The sequence below is a fragment of the Microbacterium sp. NPDC087591 genome (assembly GCF_044743625.1).
Lineage (GTDB): Bacteria > Actinomycetota > Actinomycetes > Actinomycetales > Microbacteriaceae > Microbacterium.
The window spans coordinates 425,014-440,870 of record NZ_JBIUWU010000002.1; the positions used below are offsets into that span (position 1 = coordinate 425,014).

14 protein-coding genes are annotated in these 15,857 nt (G+C 68.0%); 7 read left to right on the forward strand and 7 right to left on the reverse strand.

What is annotated here, in order from left to right; translation table 11 throughout:
- Positions 1-24: 24 nt before the first annotated feature.
- The gene (locus tag ACIOVG_RS12630) at positions 25-1,041 is read left to right on the forward strand and encodes a sugar-transfer associated ATP-grasp domain-containing protein (RefSeq protein WP_400873802.1); all 1,017 of its coding nucleotides are present in this window, start codon (positions 25-27) and stop codon (positions 1,039-1,041) included.
- A gap of 62 nt (positions 1,042-1,103) precedes the next feature.
- Here the strand turns inward: ACIOVG_RS12630 and ACIOVG_RS12635 are convergent, their stop codons facing one another.
- The 3 genes from ACIOVG_RS12635 to ACIOVG_RS12645 all read right to left on the reverse strand — a co-directional run bounded on the left by ACIOVG_RS12635 (position 1,104) and on the right by ACIOVG_RS12645 (position 4,145).
- Complete coding sequence (locus ACIOVG_RS12635) at positions 1,104-1,796, reverse strand: coenzyme F420-0:L-glutamate ligase (RefSeq protein ID WP_400873805.1); 693 nt, start codon at positions 1,794-1,796, stop codon at positions 1,104-1,106.
- The gene (locus ACIOVG_RS12640) at positions 1,796-3,037 is read right to left on the reverse strand and encodes an RNA polymerase sigma factor (protein WP_400873808.1); all 1,242 of its coding nucleotides are present in this window, start codon (positions 3,035-3,037) and stop codon (positions 1,796-1,798) included. Before ACIOVG_RS12640 ends, ACIOVG_RS12635 begins: the two co-directional genes overlap by 1 nt.
- Positions 3,038-3,203: 166 nt before the next feature.
- On the reverse strand, positions 3,204-4,145 hold the full coding sequence (locus ACIOVG_RS12645; protein ID WP_400873811.1) for a proteasome assembly chaperone family protein: 942 nt from the start codon (positions 4,143-4,145) through the stop codon (positions 3,204-3,206).
- A 113-nt stretch (positions 4,146-4,258) separates the two neighbouring features.
- Between ACIOVG_RS12645 and ACIOVG_RS12650 the strand changes: the two genes are divergently transcribed.
- The 3 genes from ACIOVG_RS12650 to sucB all read left to right on the forward strand — a co-directional run bounded on the left by ACIOVG_RS12650 (position 4,259) and on the right by sucB (position 8,891).
- Positions 4,259-5,731, forward strand: a complete 1,473-nt coding sequence (locus ACIOVG_RS12650; protein ID WP_400873813.1) for a leucyl aminopeptidase — start codon at positions 4,259-4,261, stop codon at positions 5,729-5,731.
- 3 nt (positions 5,732-5,734) lie between these two features.
- Complete coding sequence (lpdA, locus tag ACIOVG_RS12655; protein WP_400873815.1) at positions 5,735-7,108, forward strand: dihydrolipoyl dehydrogenase; 1,374 nt, start codon at positions 5,735-5,737, stop codon at positions 7,106-7,108.
- A gap of 67 nt (positions 7,109-7,175) precedes the next feature.
- A complete protein-coding gene (gene sucB / locus ACIOVG_RS12660) occupies positions 7,176-8,891 on the forward strand; it encodes a 2-oxoglutarate dehydrogenase, E2 component, dihydrolipoamide succinyltransferase (protein WP_400873818.1) in 1,716 nt (571 codons plus the stop codon).
- Positions 8,892-8,900: 9 nt separating this feature from the next.
- Here sucB and ACIOVG_RS12665 read toward each other — a convergent pair whose 3' ends face one another.
- Positions 8,901-10,400: a hypothetical protein gene (locus tag ACIOVG_RS12665; protein ID WP_400873821.1), complete on the reverse strand. Its 1,500-nt coding sequence runs from the start codon at positions 10,398-10,400 to the stop codon at positions 8,901-8,903.
- A gap of 175 nt (positions 10,401-10,575) precedes the next feature.
- Between ACIOVG_RS12665 and ACIOVG_RS12670 the strand changes: the two genes are divergently transcribed.
- The gene (locus ACIOVG_RS12670) at positions 10,576-11,286 is read left to right on the forward strand and encodes a DUF4191 family protein (RefSeq protein ID WP_400873824.1); all 711 of its coding nucleotides are present in this window, start codon (positions 10,576-10,578) and stop codon (positions 11,284-11,286) included.
- Positions 11,287-11,351: 65 nt separating this feature from the next.
- Here ACIOVG_RS12670 and ACIOVG_RS12675 read toward each other — a convergent pair whose 3' ends face one another.
- The gene (locus ACIOVG_RS12675; protein WP_247630245.1) at positions 11,352-12,539 is read right to left on the reverse strand and encodes a RimK family alpha-L-glutamate ligase; all 1,188 of its coding nucleotides are present in this window, start codon (positions 12,537-12,539) and stop codon (positions 11,352-11,354) included.
- Positions 12,540-12,564: 25 nt separating this feature from the next.
- Between ACIOVG_RS12675 and ACIOVG_RS12680 the strand changes: the two genes are divergently transcribed.
- Positions 12,565-13,044 carry a RimK/LysX family protein gene (locus ACIOVG_RS12680; RefSeq protein ID WP_308194300.1) on the forward strand — a complete coding sequence of 160 codons (480 nt, stop codon included), beginning with the start codon at positions 12,565-12,567 and terminating at the stop codon, positions 13,042-13,044.
- Between the two features lie 13 nt (positions 13,045-13,057).
- Here ACIOVG_RS12680 and ACIOVG_RS12685 read toward each other — a convergent pair whose 3' ends face one another.
- Entirely contained in the window at positions 13,058-13,468 is a 411-nt protein-coding gene (locus tag ACIOVG_RS12685; protein ID WP_400874783.1) for an RDD family protein, read from the reverse strand.
- A 147-nt stretch (positions 13,469-13,615) separates the two neighbouring features.
- Here ACIOVG_RS12685 and glnA point away from each other — a divergent pair, with 147 nt between their 5' ends.
- Complete coding sequence (glnA, locus tag ACIOVG_RS12690) at positions 13,616-15,040, forward strand: type I glutamate--ammonia ligase (RefSeq protein ID WP_400873828.1); 1,425 nt, start codon at positions 13,616-13,618, stop codon at positions 15,038-15,040.
- A 312-nt stretch (positions 15,041-15,352) separates the two neighbouring features.
- Here glnA and ACIOVG_RS12695 read toward each other — a convergent pair whose 3' ends face one another.
- Positions 15,353-15,781 carry a DUF6855 family protein gene (locus ACIOVG_RS12695; protein WP_400873831.1) on the reverse strand — a complete coding sequence of 143 codons (429 nt, stop codon included), beginning with the start codon at positions 15,779-15,781 and terminating at the stop codon, positions 15,353-15,355.
- Positions 15,782-15,857: the final 76 nt, after the last annotated feature.

Sequence of the window (15,857 nt, forward strand, 5' to 3'; positions counted from 1 at the left end):
GGGATCCCCAACCTTCGGAGCACAATGTCACGTCTTTCCCTCGCGCCCCGCGTCCGCTACCTGATCGGACGGGCACGCCGCATCGATGTCGGATCGGTCGTGGAGCGCGCCAAAGAGGCCTCCGAGCAGCACCACAAGGCGGTGCCGGCCATCGTCGTCGACATGCTCTGGTCCGCAGCGCGCCACAACGTCGGCTTCCAGGACTACATCGACTACGACTTCGCGATGCTCACGCGCGCTGAGCGTGAGACCTACATGACCCACCCGGTCTCGAACCAGCTCTCGCAGCGGTACGACCACCCGGACTTCCGCTGGATCTTCCAGGACAAGGTGGAGTTCGACAAGCAGTTCTCGGTGCACCTCCACCGGGAGTGGATGGTCGTCGAGGAGGGCAACGCCGAGGCCGTGCGCGAGTTCGCCCAGCGCCTCGGAACGATCGTGACCAAGGAGCCGGTCGGGCAGGCCGGCACCGGCGTGCACCGGTACCACGCGGCAGACGTCGAGGACTGGGACGACTTCCACCGCGGACTCCTCGCCCGCGGCGAGCTGCTGATCGAAGAGGTCATCCGTCAGCACGACGCCCTCGCCGCGGTCTGCCCCGGAACGGTCAACACGACGCGCATCACCGCTTTCTTCGACGGTGAGAAGGCGCACATCCTGGCGATGGCCCAGAAGTTCGGACGCGGCGCGGTCAGCGACCAGATGACCTTCGGCGGCTTCTACACGATGCTCGATGAGAACGGCCGCTCCGTGGGCGCCGGATACGACTCTCACGGCCACGTGCACGAGAAGCACCCCGACACCGGTTTCCCGATCGCCGACTTCCAGCTCCCCTACATGGACGAGGTCCGCGCGTTCATCGATCAGGTCGCCCGCGTCGTCCCGCAGGTGCAGTACGTGGGGTGGGACATCGTCGTGTCCCCCGACGGCCCTGTGCTGGTCGAGGGCAACTGGGGCGCGGGCGTGTACGAGAACAAGCCGAGCGTCACCGGCATCCGCACCGGACACAAGCCGCGCTACCGCGAGGTCATCGGCTTCTGACACCGACGGAGAAGGCCCCGGATGCGAGAGCATCCGGGGCCTTCTTCTCTGCTGTGAACGGGTCAGATCGCGCGGACGATGCCGAGCGGCGTGGACTCGAGGCCCTGACCGAGCGGGTTGTCGCCGAGGATCTTGACGAGACGACGCTCGCCGTCCTTGTCGAGCGTCGACCCGAGGATGTTGCCACCGAGGTCGTTGATGTCGACCACTGCCACCTCGGCCTGGCCGCCGATGAGCTTCTTCACACGTGCCGCGACGCCGTCGGGGTCCTTGGGTCCGAGCACGACCGCCTCGTTGTACGGAGGGATGGTGTGCTTGGTCGGGCCGTCGATGGCGCGCGCCTTGTCCCCCGCGATGCGGTAGAAGTCACCACGACGACCGAACGCCTTGGTCACCGCCGCGACGGCGGACGCGAACAGGATGCGCGGCGTTCCGCACTCCCGCAGAGCCATCTCCATCGTCTCCGGCATGCCGAGCCCGATGCCGTACGGCGTGCGGGTGACGTACTTGGAGAGGAACAGAGCGAGCTTGCGCGGCGTGATCTCGTCGAGACGGTACGACCGTCCCTGCGTGATCGCCACGATCTTCTCGGTCACGAACAGCAGGTCACCCGGCTGCACGGCGTCCTTCGCGTACTCCGTGATGACGGCATCGAGGTCGTCATCCGGCATCACGACACGCGTGCGCAGCGGGATCCGTGCGTAGTTCTTTCCGTCGACGCTGGTCTCGAGCGCCTTGCCCTCGTTCGCCTGCATCACTCGAGGTAGTCCCGCAGCGACTGCGAACGGCTCGGGTGGCGCAGCTTGGCCATCGTCTTGGACTCGATCTGACGGATCCGCTCGCGGGTCACGCCGAAGGTGTCGCCGATCTGATCGAGCGTCTTGGGCTGACCGTCACCGAGTCCGAAGCGCATGCGGATCACGCCGGCCTCGCGCTCGGAGAGCGAGTCGAGCAGCTGCTCGAGCTGACGCTGCAGCATCGTGAAACCCACGGCGTCGGCGGGGACGACGGCCTCGGTGTCCTCGATGAGGTCACCGAACTCGCTGTCTCCATCTTCACCGAGCGGGGTGTGCAGGGAGATCGGCTCGCGACCGTACTTCTGCACCTCGACGACCTTCTCAGGCGTCATGTCGAGTTCGCGGCTGAGCTCTTCGGGCGTGGGTTCGCGGCCCAGATCCTGGAGCATCTGACGCTGCACGCGGGCGAGCTTGTTGATGACCTCGACCATGTGCACCGGGATGCGGATCGTGCGGGCCTGGTCGGCCATGGCGCGGGTGATCGCCTGGCGGATCCACCATGTCGCATAGGTGGAGAACTTGAATCCCTTGGTGTAGTCGAACTTCTCGACCGCACGGATGAGACCCAGGTTTCCCTCCTGGATGAGGTCGAGGAACTGCATGCCACGACCCGTGTAGCGCTTCGCGAGCGACACGACGAGGCGGAGGTTCGCACCGAGCAGGTGGCTCTTGGCGCGCTGGCCGTCACGGGCGACCCACTGCAGGTCGAGACCGAGCTGGCCGGCCTTCTCGGCGGCGGTCATCGTCGACAGCTTCTCCTCGGCGAAAAGGCCTGCCTCGATGCGCATCGCGAGCTCGACCTCTTCGGCCGCGTTCAGCAGAGCGACCTTACCGATCTGCTTCAGGTAGTCCTTGACCGGGTCGGCCGTCGCGCCGGTGATCTGCGAGGAGTAGACGGGAACGTCGTCCTCGTCGCTCGACGTGATGACGATCGCACCGGTCGGAAGCGGCTCGGTGAACTTCGGCTTGCTGTCTTCGTCGTCTTCGTCGGCCGCCTCGGCGACGGGCGCCTCATCGTCTTCGACGATGTCGTCGGCCTTCTTCTTCTTGGCGGGCGCGCGCTTGGCAGCTGCGCGCTTCGCTGCGCTCAGCGGCGCAGGCTTCTCAGCCGCATCCTTCGCCTCGACCGGAGCCTCGGTCGCAGTCTCGTCAGCGGCCTTCTTCGTCGTCCGGGATTTGTTTGTCGTGGCAGGAGTCACGTTTCGCCTTTCACGGGGCTGCGGACCGCCCCGGGACATTTCGGACACTAGTAAGACCCTTGTCAAGTCCGCTCCGGAAAAGGAGCGATTGACAACGGGTCAGACTCCTAGTATCGCACACGTGTGGCGATGCGGACGCATTCCGGCGAAGTTCACCCGAATCGAGTCACACCCTTCCTGGTTTGTCCTCGTCACCCGAGGGGCGGGATGCCAGGTACCGTTCTAGCTCGGCGGCCAGTTCATCGGCGCTGGGAAGGTCGCGTTCGCTGAACCCTCCCTCGTCGTAGGAGCCGTCATCGGGATTGCGGCCCGCCATGTAGGCGTCGTAGCGGCGCTCCAGGTTGTGCACCATCTGCTGCAGCTCATCGTTGCCGAGCACCTGCTCGTCGACGCGCGCGAGATAGTCGTCCCGGCGCTCCTGCACCGCGTCGAGCACCAGCACGAGACCGGTCGACGCCATCAGACGCTCGGCAGCGGTGATCACGGCGTCGGGGTTTTCGGTCTCGGCGAGGTAGTGAGGCACGAGCAGCACGAAACCCACGGCACGGTCGCCGCGCTCGGCGAAGCGGAACTCCAGGAGGTGACCGGCCGTCGCCGGCACCTGCGTGCGCGGACGCCACACGGAGTGGACGACGTTCAACTCGCGACGGTTGCCGCTGACGGTCGTGCCGATCGGGCGCGTGTGCGGAACGGGCATCGCGATCGAGTGCACCCAGTTGAGGCCGGAGACCTCGAACTCGGCGGCCAGCTCGAGGACCGTGCTCGCGAAGGCGTTCCAGGCGAAATCCGGCTCGTAGCCCGCGAGCAGCAGGAAAGGCTGTCCGAGCGCGTCGGTGGCCAGCGATAGCTCGAGCCGCTGCGGACGGAACTCCGTCAGGTGATCCTGATCGAAGGAGATCACCGGGCGACGAGCGCGGTAGTCGAGGAGCACGTCGTTGTCGAACACCACGACAGTCTGCGGCGACGTCGTCTCGCGCAGGTGGTCGATGAGGCCGGAGACGGCACTGCCCGCGTCGGTGAACCCGGTCAGCAGCACCACCAGGGGCAACCCGCGCGGCACGGCTGGCGCGTTCGCTACTCGTTCATGGATGGGTCCGGAGAAGGGCATGTGTCCATGCTACGAGCCGCTCCCGCCACGAGGGTGGGCGGCGTCATGCTGAGAGCGAACACGCGCAGGCCCGCTCGCGCCCGGCCCGCCGTCGTGATCCCTAGGATGGAAGCATGACGCTTCCCGTGCTCTCGCACACCACTGATCAGTTCCCCGGAAGCGCTGCAGATGCCGCAGTGCTCGTCATCCCCGACATCTCGGAGTCCGCCTCGGCGCTCGACGGCTATCCCGGTCTCGCCGACATCCTCGCCGGTATCGGATTCACCGGCTCCGCATCCGCATTCGCGCGCGTGTACGCGCCGGACGTGTCGTCCGTGCCCTTCGCCGTCGTCGGCGCGGGATCCTCTCCCACAGCGGTATCCGTCCGCAACGCTGCCGGGTCCGCACTGCGGGTGTTCACGGGCTTCGAGACGATCTCCCTCGCACTCGCGCCGGGGCTCGAATCCTTCGCGGATGCCGCAGCCGAAGGCGCCGTCCTCGGCGGACACCGGTTCGAGGGCTACCGCTCGGAGAAGGGCAAGAAGCGCGCGTCCTCAGTGATCCTGCACACCCGGACCGACGACGCGGCCGTGGCGCACGCCCAGGCGATCGGCGACGCGGTCGCCCTCATCAAGGATCTCGTGCAGGTCCCCGCCGAGTGGCAGAGCCCCGCGCAACTGGCGCAGAGCGCGGCCGACAGCGTCGCCGACCTCGACGTCACGGTCGAGATCCTGGATGAGGTCGCCCTCGCGGAGCAGGGCTTCGGAGGGATCCTGGGCGTCGGGCAGGGGTCCGATCGCCCGCCCCGCCTGGTGCGCCTCGACTACTCCCCCGCCGACGCCACGCGCCACATCGCGCTGGTGGGCAAGGGCATCACCTTCGACACCGGTGGCCTGTCTCTCAAGCCCGCCGCGTCCATGGTCGGCATGAAGTTCGACATGGCGGGCGCGGCCACCAGCCTCGCCGCGCTGCGCGCCATCGCGACCCTGGGGCTGCCGGTCCGCGTCACGGCATGGCTCTGCATCGCGGACAACATGCCGTCCGGCCGTGCGACGCGACCGGGCGATGTGCTGCGGATGCTCGACGGCACGACCGTCGAGGTGCTCAACACCGATGCCGAAGGCCGCCTCGTGCTCGCCGACGGGCTCGTCGCCGCGAGCCGGGAGCACCCGGACGTGATCATCGACGTCGCCACCCTGACCGGAGCGATCATCCTGGCACTCGGTCACCGCCACACCGGGGTGATGGGCGACGACGAGACCGTCGCCCAGTTCCTCGCTGCCGCGGACTCGGCAGACGAACTCGCCTGGCACATGCCGCTGCCCGAGTACATGGAAGACAGCCTCGACTCGCCGATCGCCGACCTCATCAACGCCAACATGAGCGACCGCGCCGGTGGCGCGTCCTTCGCCGGGCTCTTCCTCCGACGGTTCGTCGGACGGGTGTCCGACGCGGATGACGCTCCGCGCATCCCGTGGGTGCACCTCGACATCGCCGGATCCGGCGAGCACGGCAGTGCACCCTACGGCTTCACCGAGAAGGGCCCCACCGGGGCGATGGTTCGATCGATCGTCGCCTTCGCCCACGCATCCCACACGGAGGCATGACCTATGACCACACACACCTTCGACATCGTCGTCCTCGGTGGCGGCAGCGGAGGATACGCCGCCGCTCTCCGGGCTAGCGAGCTCGGCAAGTCCGTCGCCCTGATCGAGAAGGACAAGGTCGGCGGCACCTGCCTGCACCGCGGCTGCATCCCGACGAAGGCGCTGCTGCATGCGGCCGAGGTCGCCGAGCACGTGCGTGATGCCGCGGCGGTCGGCGTCACGGCCACGCTCACGGGCATCGACCCCGTCGGCGTCCGCGCATACCGTGAGGGAATCGTCGCGAAGAAGTTCAAGGGCCTCGAAGGCCTGGTCAAGGCACGCGGCATCACCACCGTCGCAGGCACCGGACGCCTCAACGCCGACCGGACGGTGAGCGTCGGCGACGACGTCTACGCCGGCACGGACGTCGTGCTGGCGACGGGGTCGTACAGCCGCACGCTCCCCGGCCTCGAGATCGGCGGACGGATCATCACGAGCGAGCAGGCCCTCGCCCTCGACGTGATCCCTGAGCGCGTGCTCATCCTCGGAGGTGGCGTGATCGGCGTCGAGTTCGCCAGCGTCTGGCGTTCCTTCGGCTCCGAGGTCACGATCATCGAGGCACTCCCGCATCTCGTCCCGAACGAGGACATCGCCCTCAGCAAGGGCCTCGAGCGGGCCTTCCGCCGCCGCGGCATCCAGTACTCCCTCGGTGTCCGCTTCCAGAGCGCGGTCCAGGACGATTCCTCGGTGACCGTCACCCTCGAGGACGGCAAGGAGTTCGCAGCGGACTGCCTGCTGGTCGCTGTCGGACGTGGACCGGTCACCGCGGACCTCGGTTTCGAGGAGGCCGGAGTGAAGCTCGACCGCGGGTTCGTGACGGTGGACGACGATCTGCGCACGGGTGTCCCCGGCCTCTGGGCCGTCGGCGACATCGTTCCCGGCCTGCAGCTCGCGCACCGCGGGTTCCAGCAGGGCATCGCGGTCGCGGAGCGGATCGCGGGTCTCACGCCGGTGAACGTCCTTGACCTGCAGATCCCCAAGGTCACCTACTCGAGCCCGGAGGTCGCCTCGGTCGGGGTGACCGAGGCCGCAGCGATCGCGGAGCACGGCGCAGACGCTGTCTCGGCCTACGAGTACAACCTCGCCGGCAACGGCAAGAGCGAGATCATCGGAACCGGCGGACTCGTGAAGGTCGTGCGACTCAAGGACGGGCCCGTGATCGGTGTTCACCTGCTGGGTGATCGGGTCGGCGAGCTCATCACCGAGGGGCAGCTCGCTGTCGCCTGGGAGGCCCACCCCGAGGACATCGCGCCGCTGATCCACGCGCATCCCACCCAGAGTGAGGCTCTCGGCGAGGCCTTCCTCGCTCTGTCCGGAAAGCCCCTGCACGCCCTCTGAGCACCAACCGGTGCCTGAGTCACTAAGCTAGACAAGCGTCAACACACTTCCTGAAGGAGACTCCGTCATGAGCACATCCGTCATCCTCCCCGCTCTCGGTGAGAGCGTCACAGAGGGTACGGTCACCCGCTGGCTCAAGCAGGTGGGCGACACCGTACAGGCGGACGAGGGCCTGCTGGAGATCTCGACCGACAAGGTCGACACCGAGATCCCCTCCCCCGTCAGCGGCGTTATCGAGGAGATCCTCGTCGCCGAGGATGAGACCGTCGAGGTCGGAGCTCTGCTCGCTCGCATCGGCGACGGAAGCGCTGCAGCACCCGCTGCGGATGCTCCGGCCGCTGCTGAGCCCGCGGCAGAAGCGGCCCCCGCGCCCGCCGCGGAAGCAGCCCCGGCGCCCGCCGCGGAAGCCGCCCCCGCAGCGGAGGCGGCTCCGGCTGCCGCGCCCGCCGGTGACGCGACCGACATCGTCCTCCCGGAACTCGGCGAGAGCGTGACCGAGGGCACCGTCACCCGTTGGCTCAAGCAGATCGGCGACACGGTCGCCGTGGACGAGGCGCTCCTCGAGATCTCGACCGACAAGGTCGACACCGAGATCCCGTCTCCCGTCGCCGGTGTGCTGCAGGAGATCGTCGCCGCCGAGGACGAGACCGTCGCCGTCGGCGCTGTGCTGGCACGTGTCGGCTCCGGTGCCGCTCCGGCTGCGCCCGCGCCCGCTGCAGAGGCGCCGGCACCCGCTGCCGCCCCGGCCCCCGCTGCTGCTCCGGCACCCGCAGCTGCTCCGGCACCCGCAGCTGCTCCGGCACCCGCAGCTGCTCCGGCACCCGCTGCCGCCCCAGCACCCGCCGCTCCCGCACTGGCACTGCCGACCGAGAGCGACAACCTGTACGTGACCCCGCTGGTGCGTCGCCTCGCGTCACAGCAGGGCGTCGACCTCGCTTCCGTCACCGGCACCGGTGTCGGTGGACGCATCCGCAAGGAAGACGTGCTCAAGGCCGCTGAGACGGCTGCGGCCGCCCCGGCTGCGGGCGCTCCGGCAGCCGCCGCTCCTGCTCCGCTCGAAGTCTCTCCGCTGCGCGGCACGACGCAGCCGATGTCCCGTCTGCGCAAGGTGCTCGCCGAGCGCGCGGTCGCATCGATGCAGCAGACGGCTCAGCTGACCACGGTCGTCGAGGTCGATGTCACGGATCTCGCGAACTACCGCGACAGCGTCAAGGGATCGTTCCTGGAGAAGACGGGCGACAAGCTCTCCTTCCTCCCGTTCTTCGCGCTCGCGACGGCCGAGGCGCTGCAGGCGTTCCCGATCGTCAACGCGACGGTGAAGGACGACCAGATCGTCTACCCGGCCACCGAGAACGTGTCGATCGCGGTCGACACCGAGCGCGGCCTGCTCACGCCGGTCCTGCGCGACGCGGCGTCGAAGAACATCGCTCAGATCGCGCACGAGATCGCTGACCTGGCGGCACGCACGCGTGACAACAAGCTGAAGCCCGACGAGCTCGCCGGCGGCACGTTCACGCTGACCAACACCGGTTCGCGTGGCGCGCTGTTCGACACGCCCGTGGTGTTCCTGCCGCAGTCCGCGATCCTCGGCACCGGCACGGTCGTCAAGCGCCCCGGCCTCGTGAAGGTCGGCGGCTCGGACGCGATCGCGATCCGCTCGTACGTGTACCTCGCACTCTCGTACGACCACCGGATCATCGACGGCGCAGACGCCGCCCGCTTCCTCGGCGCGGTCAAGGCCCGCCTCGAGGCCGCTCAGTTCGCCGCACAGCTCGGCGCCTGATCCGACGCATCATTCTGGCTGGTCCGCGACGTCATACACGTCGCGGACCAGCCATTTTTCGTTGATCCGCACCAGCACCAGGATCTGTCCCTCCCCTGGCTCCGCCTCCCCCGAGGTGTCCGCACTCCCTTTCTCCCGCGGAGTGAACCGAACGACAGCGGCATCCCCGTATTCGTCGATGAGCTCGACGCTCGAGGAATCGGCTCCGCCCGCTGCACCGGCATCGCCGCCGTCGCCGCCGTCGCCGACGTCGCTGCCGTCGCCGACGAGCGCTGCGATCACGTCCGACGATCCGTCTGCGACCGCCTCCGCACAGACCGCATCGCCGGTATCGGCGCACATCGCGATCTCCCTCAGCAGCCAGGAGGCCGCGCCCGCGGGATCGTCGGCCGCCGGTCTCGACACTGCAGCGGAGGGCGAGGGCCGGGCCGCTGGCGTCGCACCCGCCGTCCCGCCGCGCGACGCTGCGGCAGAAGAGCGATCAGCCGCGCTCCCTCCCTTCGGATCCGATGCCTGCGATACCTCGGCCGGCCCGTCCGCTCCATCCACCACCTCGCTCGTCGCACCGCTGGGCCACAGGAGCCCGATCAGCAGCACCGCGGCAGCCGCACCCGCCGCCACCAGGAGTGGACGACGGGGGCGGAGAGCACTCCTCCCCGACGCAGCCCTTCTCCGCGCCCGTCGCGCGCGAAGGACGCCGACGTGCTCGACGACCCGCGTCACGGTGCGCACGGCCAGAACGGCGAAGCGCGACGCCGGGGCGCGGGTGTCGCGACGCGCCGGCGACCGCGTCGACGGGAACTCCCTCCGTGGCGCCGTGTGCACGGCTCCCGGCGCCACGTCTGACGCGACCTGCTCCCGACGAAGCGCCCGCGGTGCGGCGACGTCGAGCACCTCCCGCTCCCATTTCTCGAGCAGCAGCTGCGGCACACGGCGGTGCTGCTCGAGGTTCGTGCGCAGTCCCTCCTCCACGACGCGCAGTAGACGCCCCAGCGTCTTGTCGTCACAGCTCCCTCCGAGCTGCGCGACCAGCTCCGCGACCCCTCTGCGCGCCTCATCCCCCTCTCCCCCCACGAAGACCGGCCTCCCGTCATCGGTCAACCACCACGCACCCGTCGTCCCCACGACGGCGTCCGCGCGGCCGAGTTCCCCCAAAGCTCGGAACAGACTCACCAACAGGGTGCCGCACTCCCCCGGCGACAGCCCTTCGCCCGCCGCCGTGCGGCGCCCCACGAACGTCGACACCCGCTGCGTGCACCAGGGAAGCAGCACATCGTGCCCCTTCGCCCGGCGCACGATGTCGAGGGGCCCGACCACGTGTTCGGAGCCCCCGAAGTGCCACCCGTCCCAGCCGGCCAGCGCCGCCGCATCGACCCTGACCGCCACCGCGTCCCCTCGTGTGACCAGGACCCCGGCGAACGGCCCCTCCTCCGACTCGATCACCCGGATCACGCGATGCGCCCCCGGGACGAGCGGGGGTGCAGGGACATCGATGGCGGCGGCTGGCATGTCTCCATCAGAGCCGAACGGAGCGCAGTGCGGAGCCGATCCGAGCCGATGTGGAGGAATCCTCTGCGAGCGACGGCCTGTGCAGGAGCCGTCGATGGCCCCGCCGACGCCGCGGACGCTCCGCTGGACGCGAACGCCGTCAATCACGGCCTCCGGACTCGGTAGGCTGGTGCGCATGGCAAAGCGTGCTCCCGAACCCGAAAAGCGTCCTGGGTTCTTCTCCCAGATCAAGTCCCTCTTCCGGTTCACCCGTGAGGCATATGCCTGGCTGCCGTGGGCACAGATCGGGATCCTGATCGGCGGCGTCCTGCTCGGACTCATCGCCGGCTACCTCATCCCTCCGTTCCAGATCTGGACGCTCGTCCTCTGGGCCATCAGCGGACTGATGTTCGGTGTGCTCGGTGCGATGTTCCTCATGACGCGCCTCTCCACGTCGGCGATGTACTCGAAGATCGACGGCATGCCCGGAGCCACCGGCCACGTGCTCAGCACCAGCCTCGGTCGTCGCTGGCAGGCATCTGAGACGCCCGTCGGCATCAACCCGAAGACGCAGGAGGCGGTCTACCGCACTGTCGGTCGCGGCGGCGTCGTGATCGTCGGCGAAGGTGCGCGCGGTCGCCTCACCCGTCTCGTCAACGAAGAGCGCAGCAAGGTGCAGCGGGTCGCGAACGGCGTCCCTGTGACGGTGCTCTACGTCGGACACGGCGAAGACGAAGTGACCATCGCCGACCTCGCCAAGACCATCAAGAAGCTTCCGAAGGCGATCGACAAGGCGACTCTCGCCGCTGTCATCCGCCGCATCGAGTCGGTGTCGCAGTCGCTCTCCTCGCTGCCGATCCCGAAGGGGATCGACCCGACGAAGGTCCGCGCGCAGCGCCCGCGCTGACCCGCAGTCTCGCTGGACGAAGCACGGCCGCACCTCCTCGGAGGTGCGGCCGTGCTTCTGTCATCTCACTCCGAGAGCGGCTGCCGAGGGAGGCGTCGCACCTTGGCGCGCCGGCGACGGCGCTCCGGGATCATCGAGCGCATCTCGTCGAGCTTCCCGAAGCAGAACAGCCGATCCTCGGCCTCGAGCACGACGTGCTTGCGCGGGTTGGGGATCACGCTGGCACCACGGTGCAGCGTCAGCACCGTGATGTCGCGCTCCCAGAGACCGGCCTCGCCCAGGGTCTTGCCCACGAGGTCGACCGCCCCGTGCACCATCAGCTCCGCCACGCCGTATCCCGTGGACACCGTCAAGCGCTGCCGCACATCGATCTCGGGGAACGCCACCTGCCCCGCGATGTAGTCGATGATCGCGCCGGCGACGTCGAGCTTCGTCGCGGTCTCGATGCCCTGGAGTCCGGGCGAGGAGTTCACCTCCATGACGAGCGGACCATCGTCGCCCTCGAGCATGTCGACGCCGGCGACGCGCAGACCCATGATCTGCGCGGAGCGCACTGCGGCCCGCTCGTACACCGGATCGAGTTCGATCGCCTCCACCGAACCGCCGCGGTGCACGTTCGAGCGGAACTCGTCGCCCGCCGCCGAGCGCCGCATCGCGGCGACCACGCGATCGCCCACCACGAGTGCACGGATATCGCGCCCGCGGCTCTCCGCGATGAACTTCTGGATCAGCACGTTCTGCTTCGTCGAGTGCAGCGTCTCGATGATCGCCTCCGCGACCTTCACCTGCGGGGCGAGGATCACGCCGATGCCCTGAGTGCCCTCGAGCAGCTTGATCACGACCGGCGCGCCTCCCACCCGCTCGATCGCCGGGCGCACGTCGGCCCGATTGCGCACGAAGGCAGTCGGCGGCATCGCGATATTGTGACGGGACAGGATCTGGTTGGCGCGGAGCTTGTCGCGCGCGCTGGAGATGCCGTTCGCCGTGTTCGGCGTGTAGACGTCCATCTGCTCGAACTGGCGCACCACGGCCGTGCCGAAGTAGGTGATCGAGTTGCCGATGCGCGGCAGGATCGCGTCGTAGTCGCTGAGCTGTCTGCCGCGGTAGTGCAGGTCCGGTTCATCCGCGGTGAGGTCGATCGCGAAGCGCAGGGTGTTGAGCACCTTGACGTTGTGGCCGCGCTGGAGGGCAGCCGCACGCAGTCGCTGGGTGGAGTACGCCTGAGGCGCACGGGAGAGCACTGCGATCTTCACGGAGAATTCCTGCCAGGATGGTCGGGTGACTAAGACATCCCATTCAAACACTCTTACAGGGTGGCGAGAATGGGTTGCGTTGCCCGATCTCGGCGTCGACTGGATCAAAGCCAAGATCGATACCGGCGCGCGCACCTCGTCGCTGCACGCATTCGACATCCAGGAGTTCGACCGCGAGGGCGAGTCCTGGGTGAGATTCCGCGTCAAGCCCTGGCAGGACAGCCAGGAGGACACGGTGGTGGTCGAGACCCCCGTGCACGATCGACGCGCCGTACGCAGCTCGTCGGGGCATGCCCAGGAGCGCTTGGTCGTCATGCTGCTGATCCGCCTGGTCGACCGCGAGGTGCTGGCCGAGGTCACCCTGAGCAACCGTGACGAGATGGGCTTCCGCATGCTCATCGGCCGAGAGGCGCTGCGACGCGGATACACCGTCGATCCTGCACGGTCGTTCCTGGGCGGGCGTGCGCCGCGCGAGGCGCGGCGTCGCAACCGCGGCAAGGCCTGAGCGCCGGGCGACGTCAGGCGCGGATCAGGACCGTGCCGACGGCCTTATCGTGCAGGCCGCGCTGATCGGCGTCCCAGATCACAGCCGGGATCACGACGATCAGCAGCAGAGTGCGCACGATGGGGCGCCACACTCCGATCCATCCACCGTCCATCCGCACGAGACGCAGGCCCACGATGCGATGGCCGGGGCTGCCGCCGACGACGGGGATGAAGATGACCTGGAGCAGCGCGAAGACCAGCAGCGGGGCGAACTGCGTGAGCCCGGCCTCGGTCGGAAGGGCGAACTGGTTGAAGCCGAGGAAGCCGGTCGCGATGATCGTCGCGGCGGTGTAGTCGATCAGGAGGGCTCCGATTCGACGCCCGATGCGTCCGATGCTCCGAGATCCTGAGTCCGGGAGTCCGAGTCGCTCACCGGGGTACATGTTCGCCGCATCCGTCACCTCCCCAGCCTACCGATGCGTTCCGGGCGCTGTAACAAGCCCGAAACAAAGCGGACACTCTGAAGAAATCCCCCAGCCGTACTGTGCAGAATGGCCGTAAGCCATCGATCCGCTACACAGGAGTCGTACATGTTCAAAGATTCGTCCGAGGTGCTGAGCTACATCAAGGAGAACGACGTCAAGTTCCTTGACATCCGTTTCACCGATCTCCCGGGTGTGCAGCAGCACTTCAACATTCCTGCGTCAACGGTCGACGAGGCATTCTTCACGGAGGGACAGCTGTTCGACGGCTCCTCGATCCGTGGCTTCGCCAGCATCCACGAGTCCGACATGCAGCTCATCCCGGACGTGACGACGGCCTACGTCGACCCGTTCCGCGAGGCGAGCACGCTCGTCATGGTCTTCGACATCTACAACCCCCGCACCGGAGAGATCTACTCGAAGGACCCGCGTCAGGTCGCCAAGAACGCCGAGAAGTACCTCGCGTCGACCGGCATCGCCGACACCGCGTTCTTCGCTCCCGAGGCCGAGTTCTATATCTTCGACGAGGTCCGCTACTCCGTCACCGCGGGCGAGAGCTTCTACAAGGTCGACTCCGAAGAGGCCGCGTGGAACACCGGCCGTGAGGAAGAGGGCGGCAACCTCGGCAACAAGACGCCGTACAAGGGCGGCTACTTCCCCGTCTCCCCCGTCGACAAGACGGCCGACCTCCGCGACGACATCACCCTCAAGCTCATCGAGGCCGGGTTCATCCTCGAGCGCTCGCACCACGAGGTGGGCACCGCCGGTCAGCAGGAGATCAACTACCGCTTCGACACCATGGTGCACGCGGCAGACGACATCCTGAAGTTCAAGTACATCGTCAAGAACACCGCCGACCAGTGGGGCAAGACCGCGACGTTCATGCCGAAGCCGCTCTTCGGCGACAACGGCTCGGGCATGCACACCCACCAGTCGCTGTGGAGCGACGGCAAGCCGCTCTTCTACGACGAGGCCGGCTACGGCCAGCTCAGCGACATCGCCCGCTGGTACATCGGCGGCATCCTGGCGCACGCTCCGGCGCTGCTCGCCTTCACCAACCCGACCCTGAACAGCTACCACCGTCTGGTCAAGGGCTTCGAGGCTCCGGTCAACCTGGTCTACTCGGCCGGAAACCGCTCGGCCGCGATCCGTATCCCGATCACGGGCTCCAACCCGAAGGCGAAGCGCATCGAGTTCCGTGCGCCCGACGCCTCGGGCAACCCGTACCTCGCCTTCGCCGCGCAGCTCATGGCCGGCCTCGACGGCATCAAGAACCGCATCGAGCCGCACGAGCCCGTCGACAAGGACCTCTACGAGCTCCCGCCCGAGGAGGCCAAGAACATCCCGCAGGTGCCGAACTCGCTGCTGGACTCGCTGGAGGCCCTGCGCGAGGACCACGCCTTCCTCCTCGAGGGCGGCGTGTTCACCGAGGAGCTCATCGAGACCTGGATCTCCTACAAGTACGAGAACGAGATCCTGCCGATGGCCCAGCGCCCGCACCCGTTCGAGTTCGAGCTGTACTACGGCGTCTGACCTGATCCCGGCGATTCCCTGCGGCTGACCGCGGGAGAGCCGCTGAATCGGAAGAGCCCGTCACGGTCCGCCGTGACGGGCTCTTCGCGGTTCCTGGGCTGCGCGTATCCTCCGCGCGCGAGCACCTCGTGCTCGGGTTCGCGGATGCACCGGCGGTCGCGAATGGTCGCCCGCATCGTCGTGAAGCGGCGTTCTGCGACGTCTCACCGTGGCGAGTGGTCGCGAATGGTTGCTTCGGATGCTCGGAGGCGGCGTTCTGGTGCCTCCGACGAGGGAGCGTGCGGGATCTCTCGACGCATCCGAGGGATCACCTCATGCGGGTGTGATCGCCCTGACGCGGTTGTTGCGAGGATTGTGCTCGAGCTCGACGAGACCCAGGGCTTCGAGAAGCGGGGGAAGGTACATGCCGAAGCGGCCTCGATACCCGTTCCGCTGGCCGTACCACCCGCCGACGGGGTTGTCCGAAGCTCGCCCCCATGCCTCCACCGACTCCGGGGGTGGATCCTTCTTCTCGTCCGATGCTCCCAAGAGCACCCAGTCTCCTCGTCGCACGAGTTCCGCGTGGAGATCGTCGACCGCGCGGGCGAGATAGGTGAGCCTGGTCGCGCCGACCTGGCAGACCAGGAGAGGCGGATCGCTGTCTTCATCCCGGTGCATCGTGTACTCGGACGACAGGGGCGCCGTCTTCAGAACCCACGGGTCCGCCTGAGTGCCCGCCCCTGACCAGTGCTGTTCGCCCATCACCCTGCTCCCTCTGTCGCGACCAGTCCGACGGTCGCTCTGCGGCGAGCATACGCGCCCGACACCCGCCCTGGAC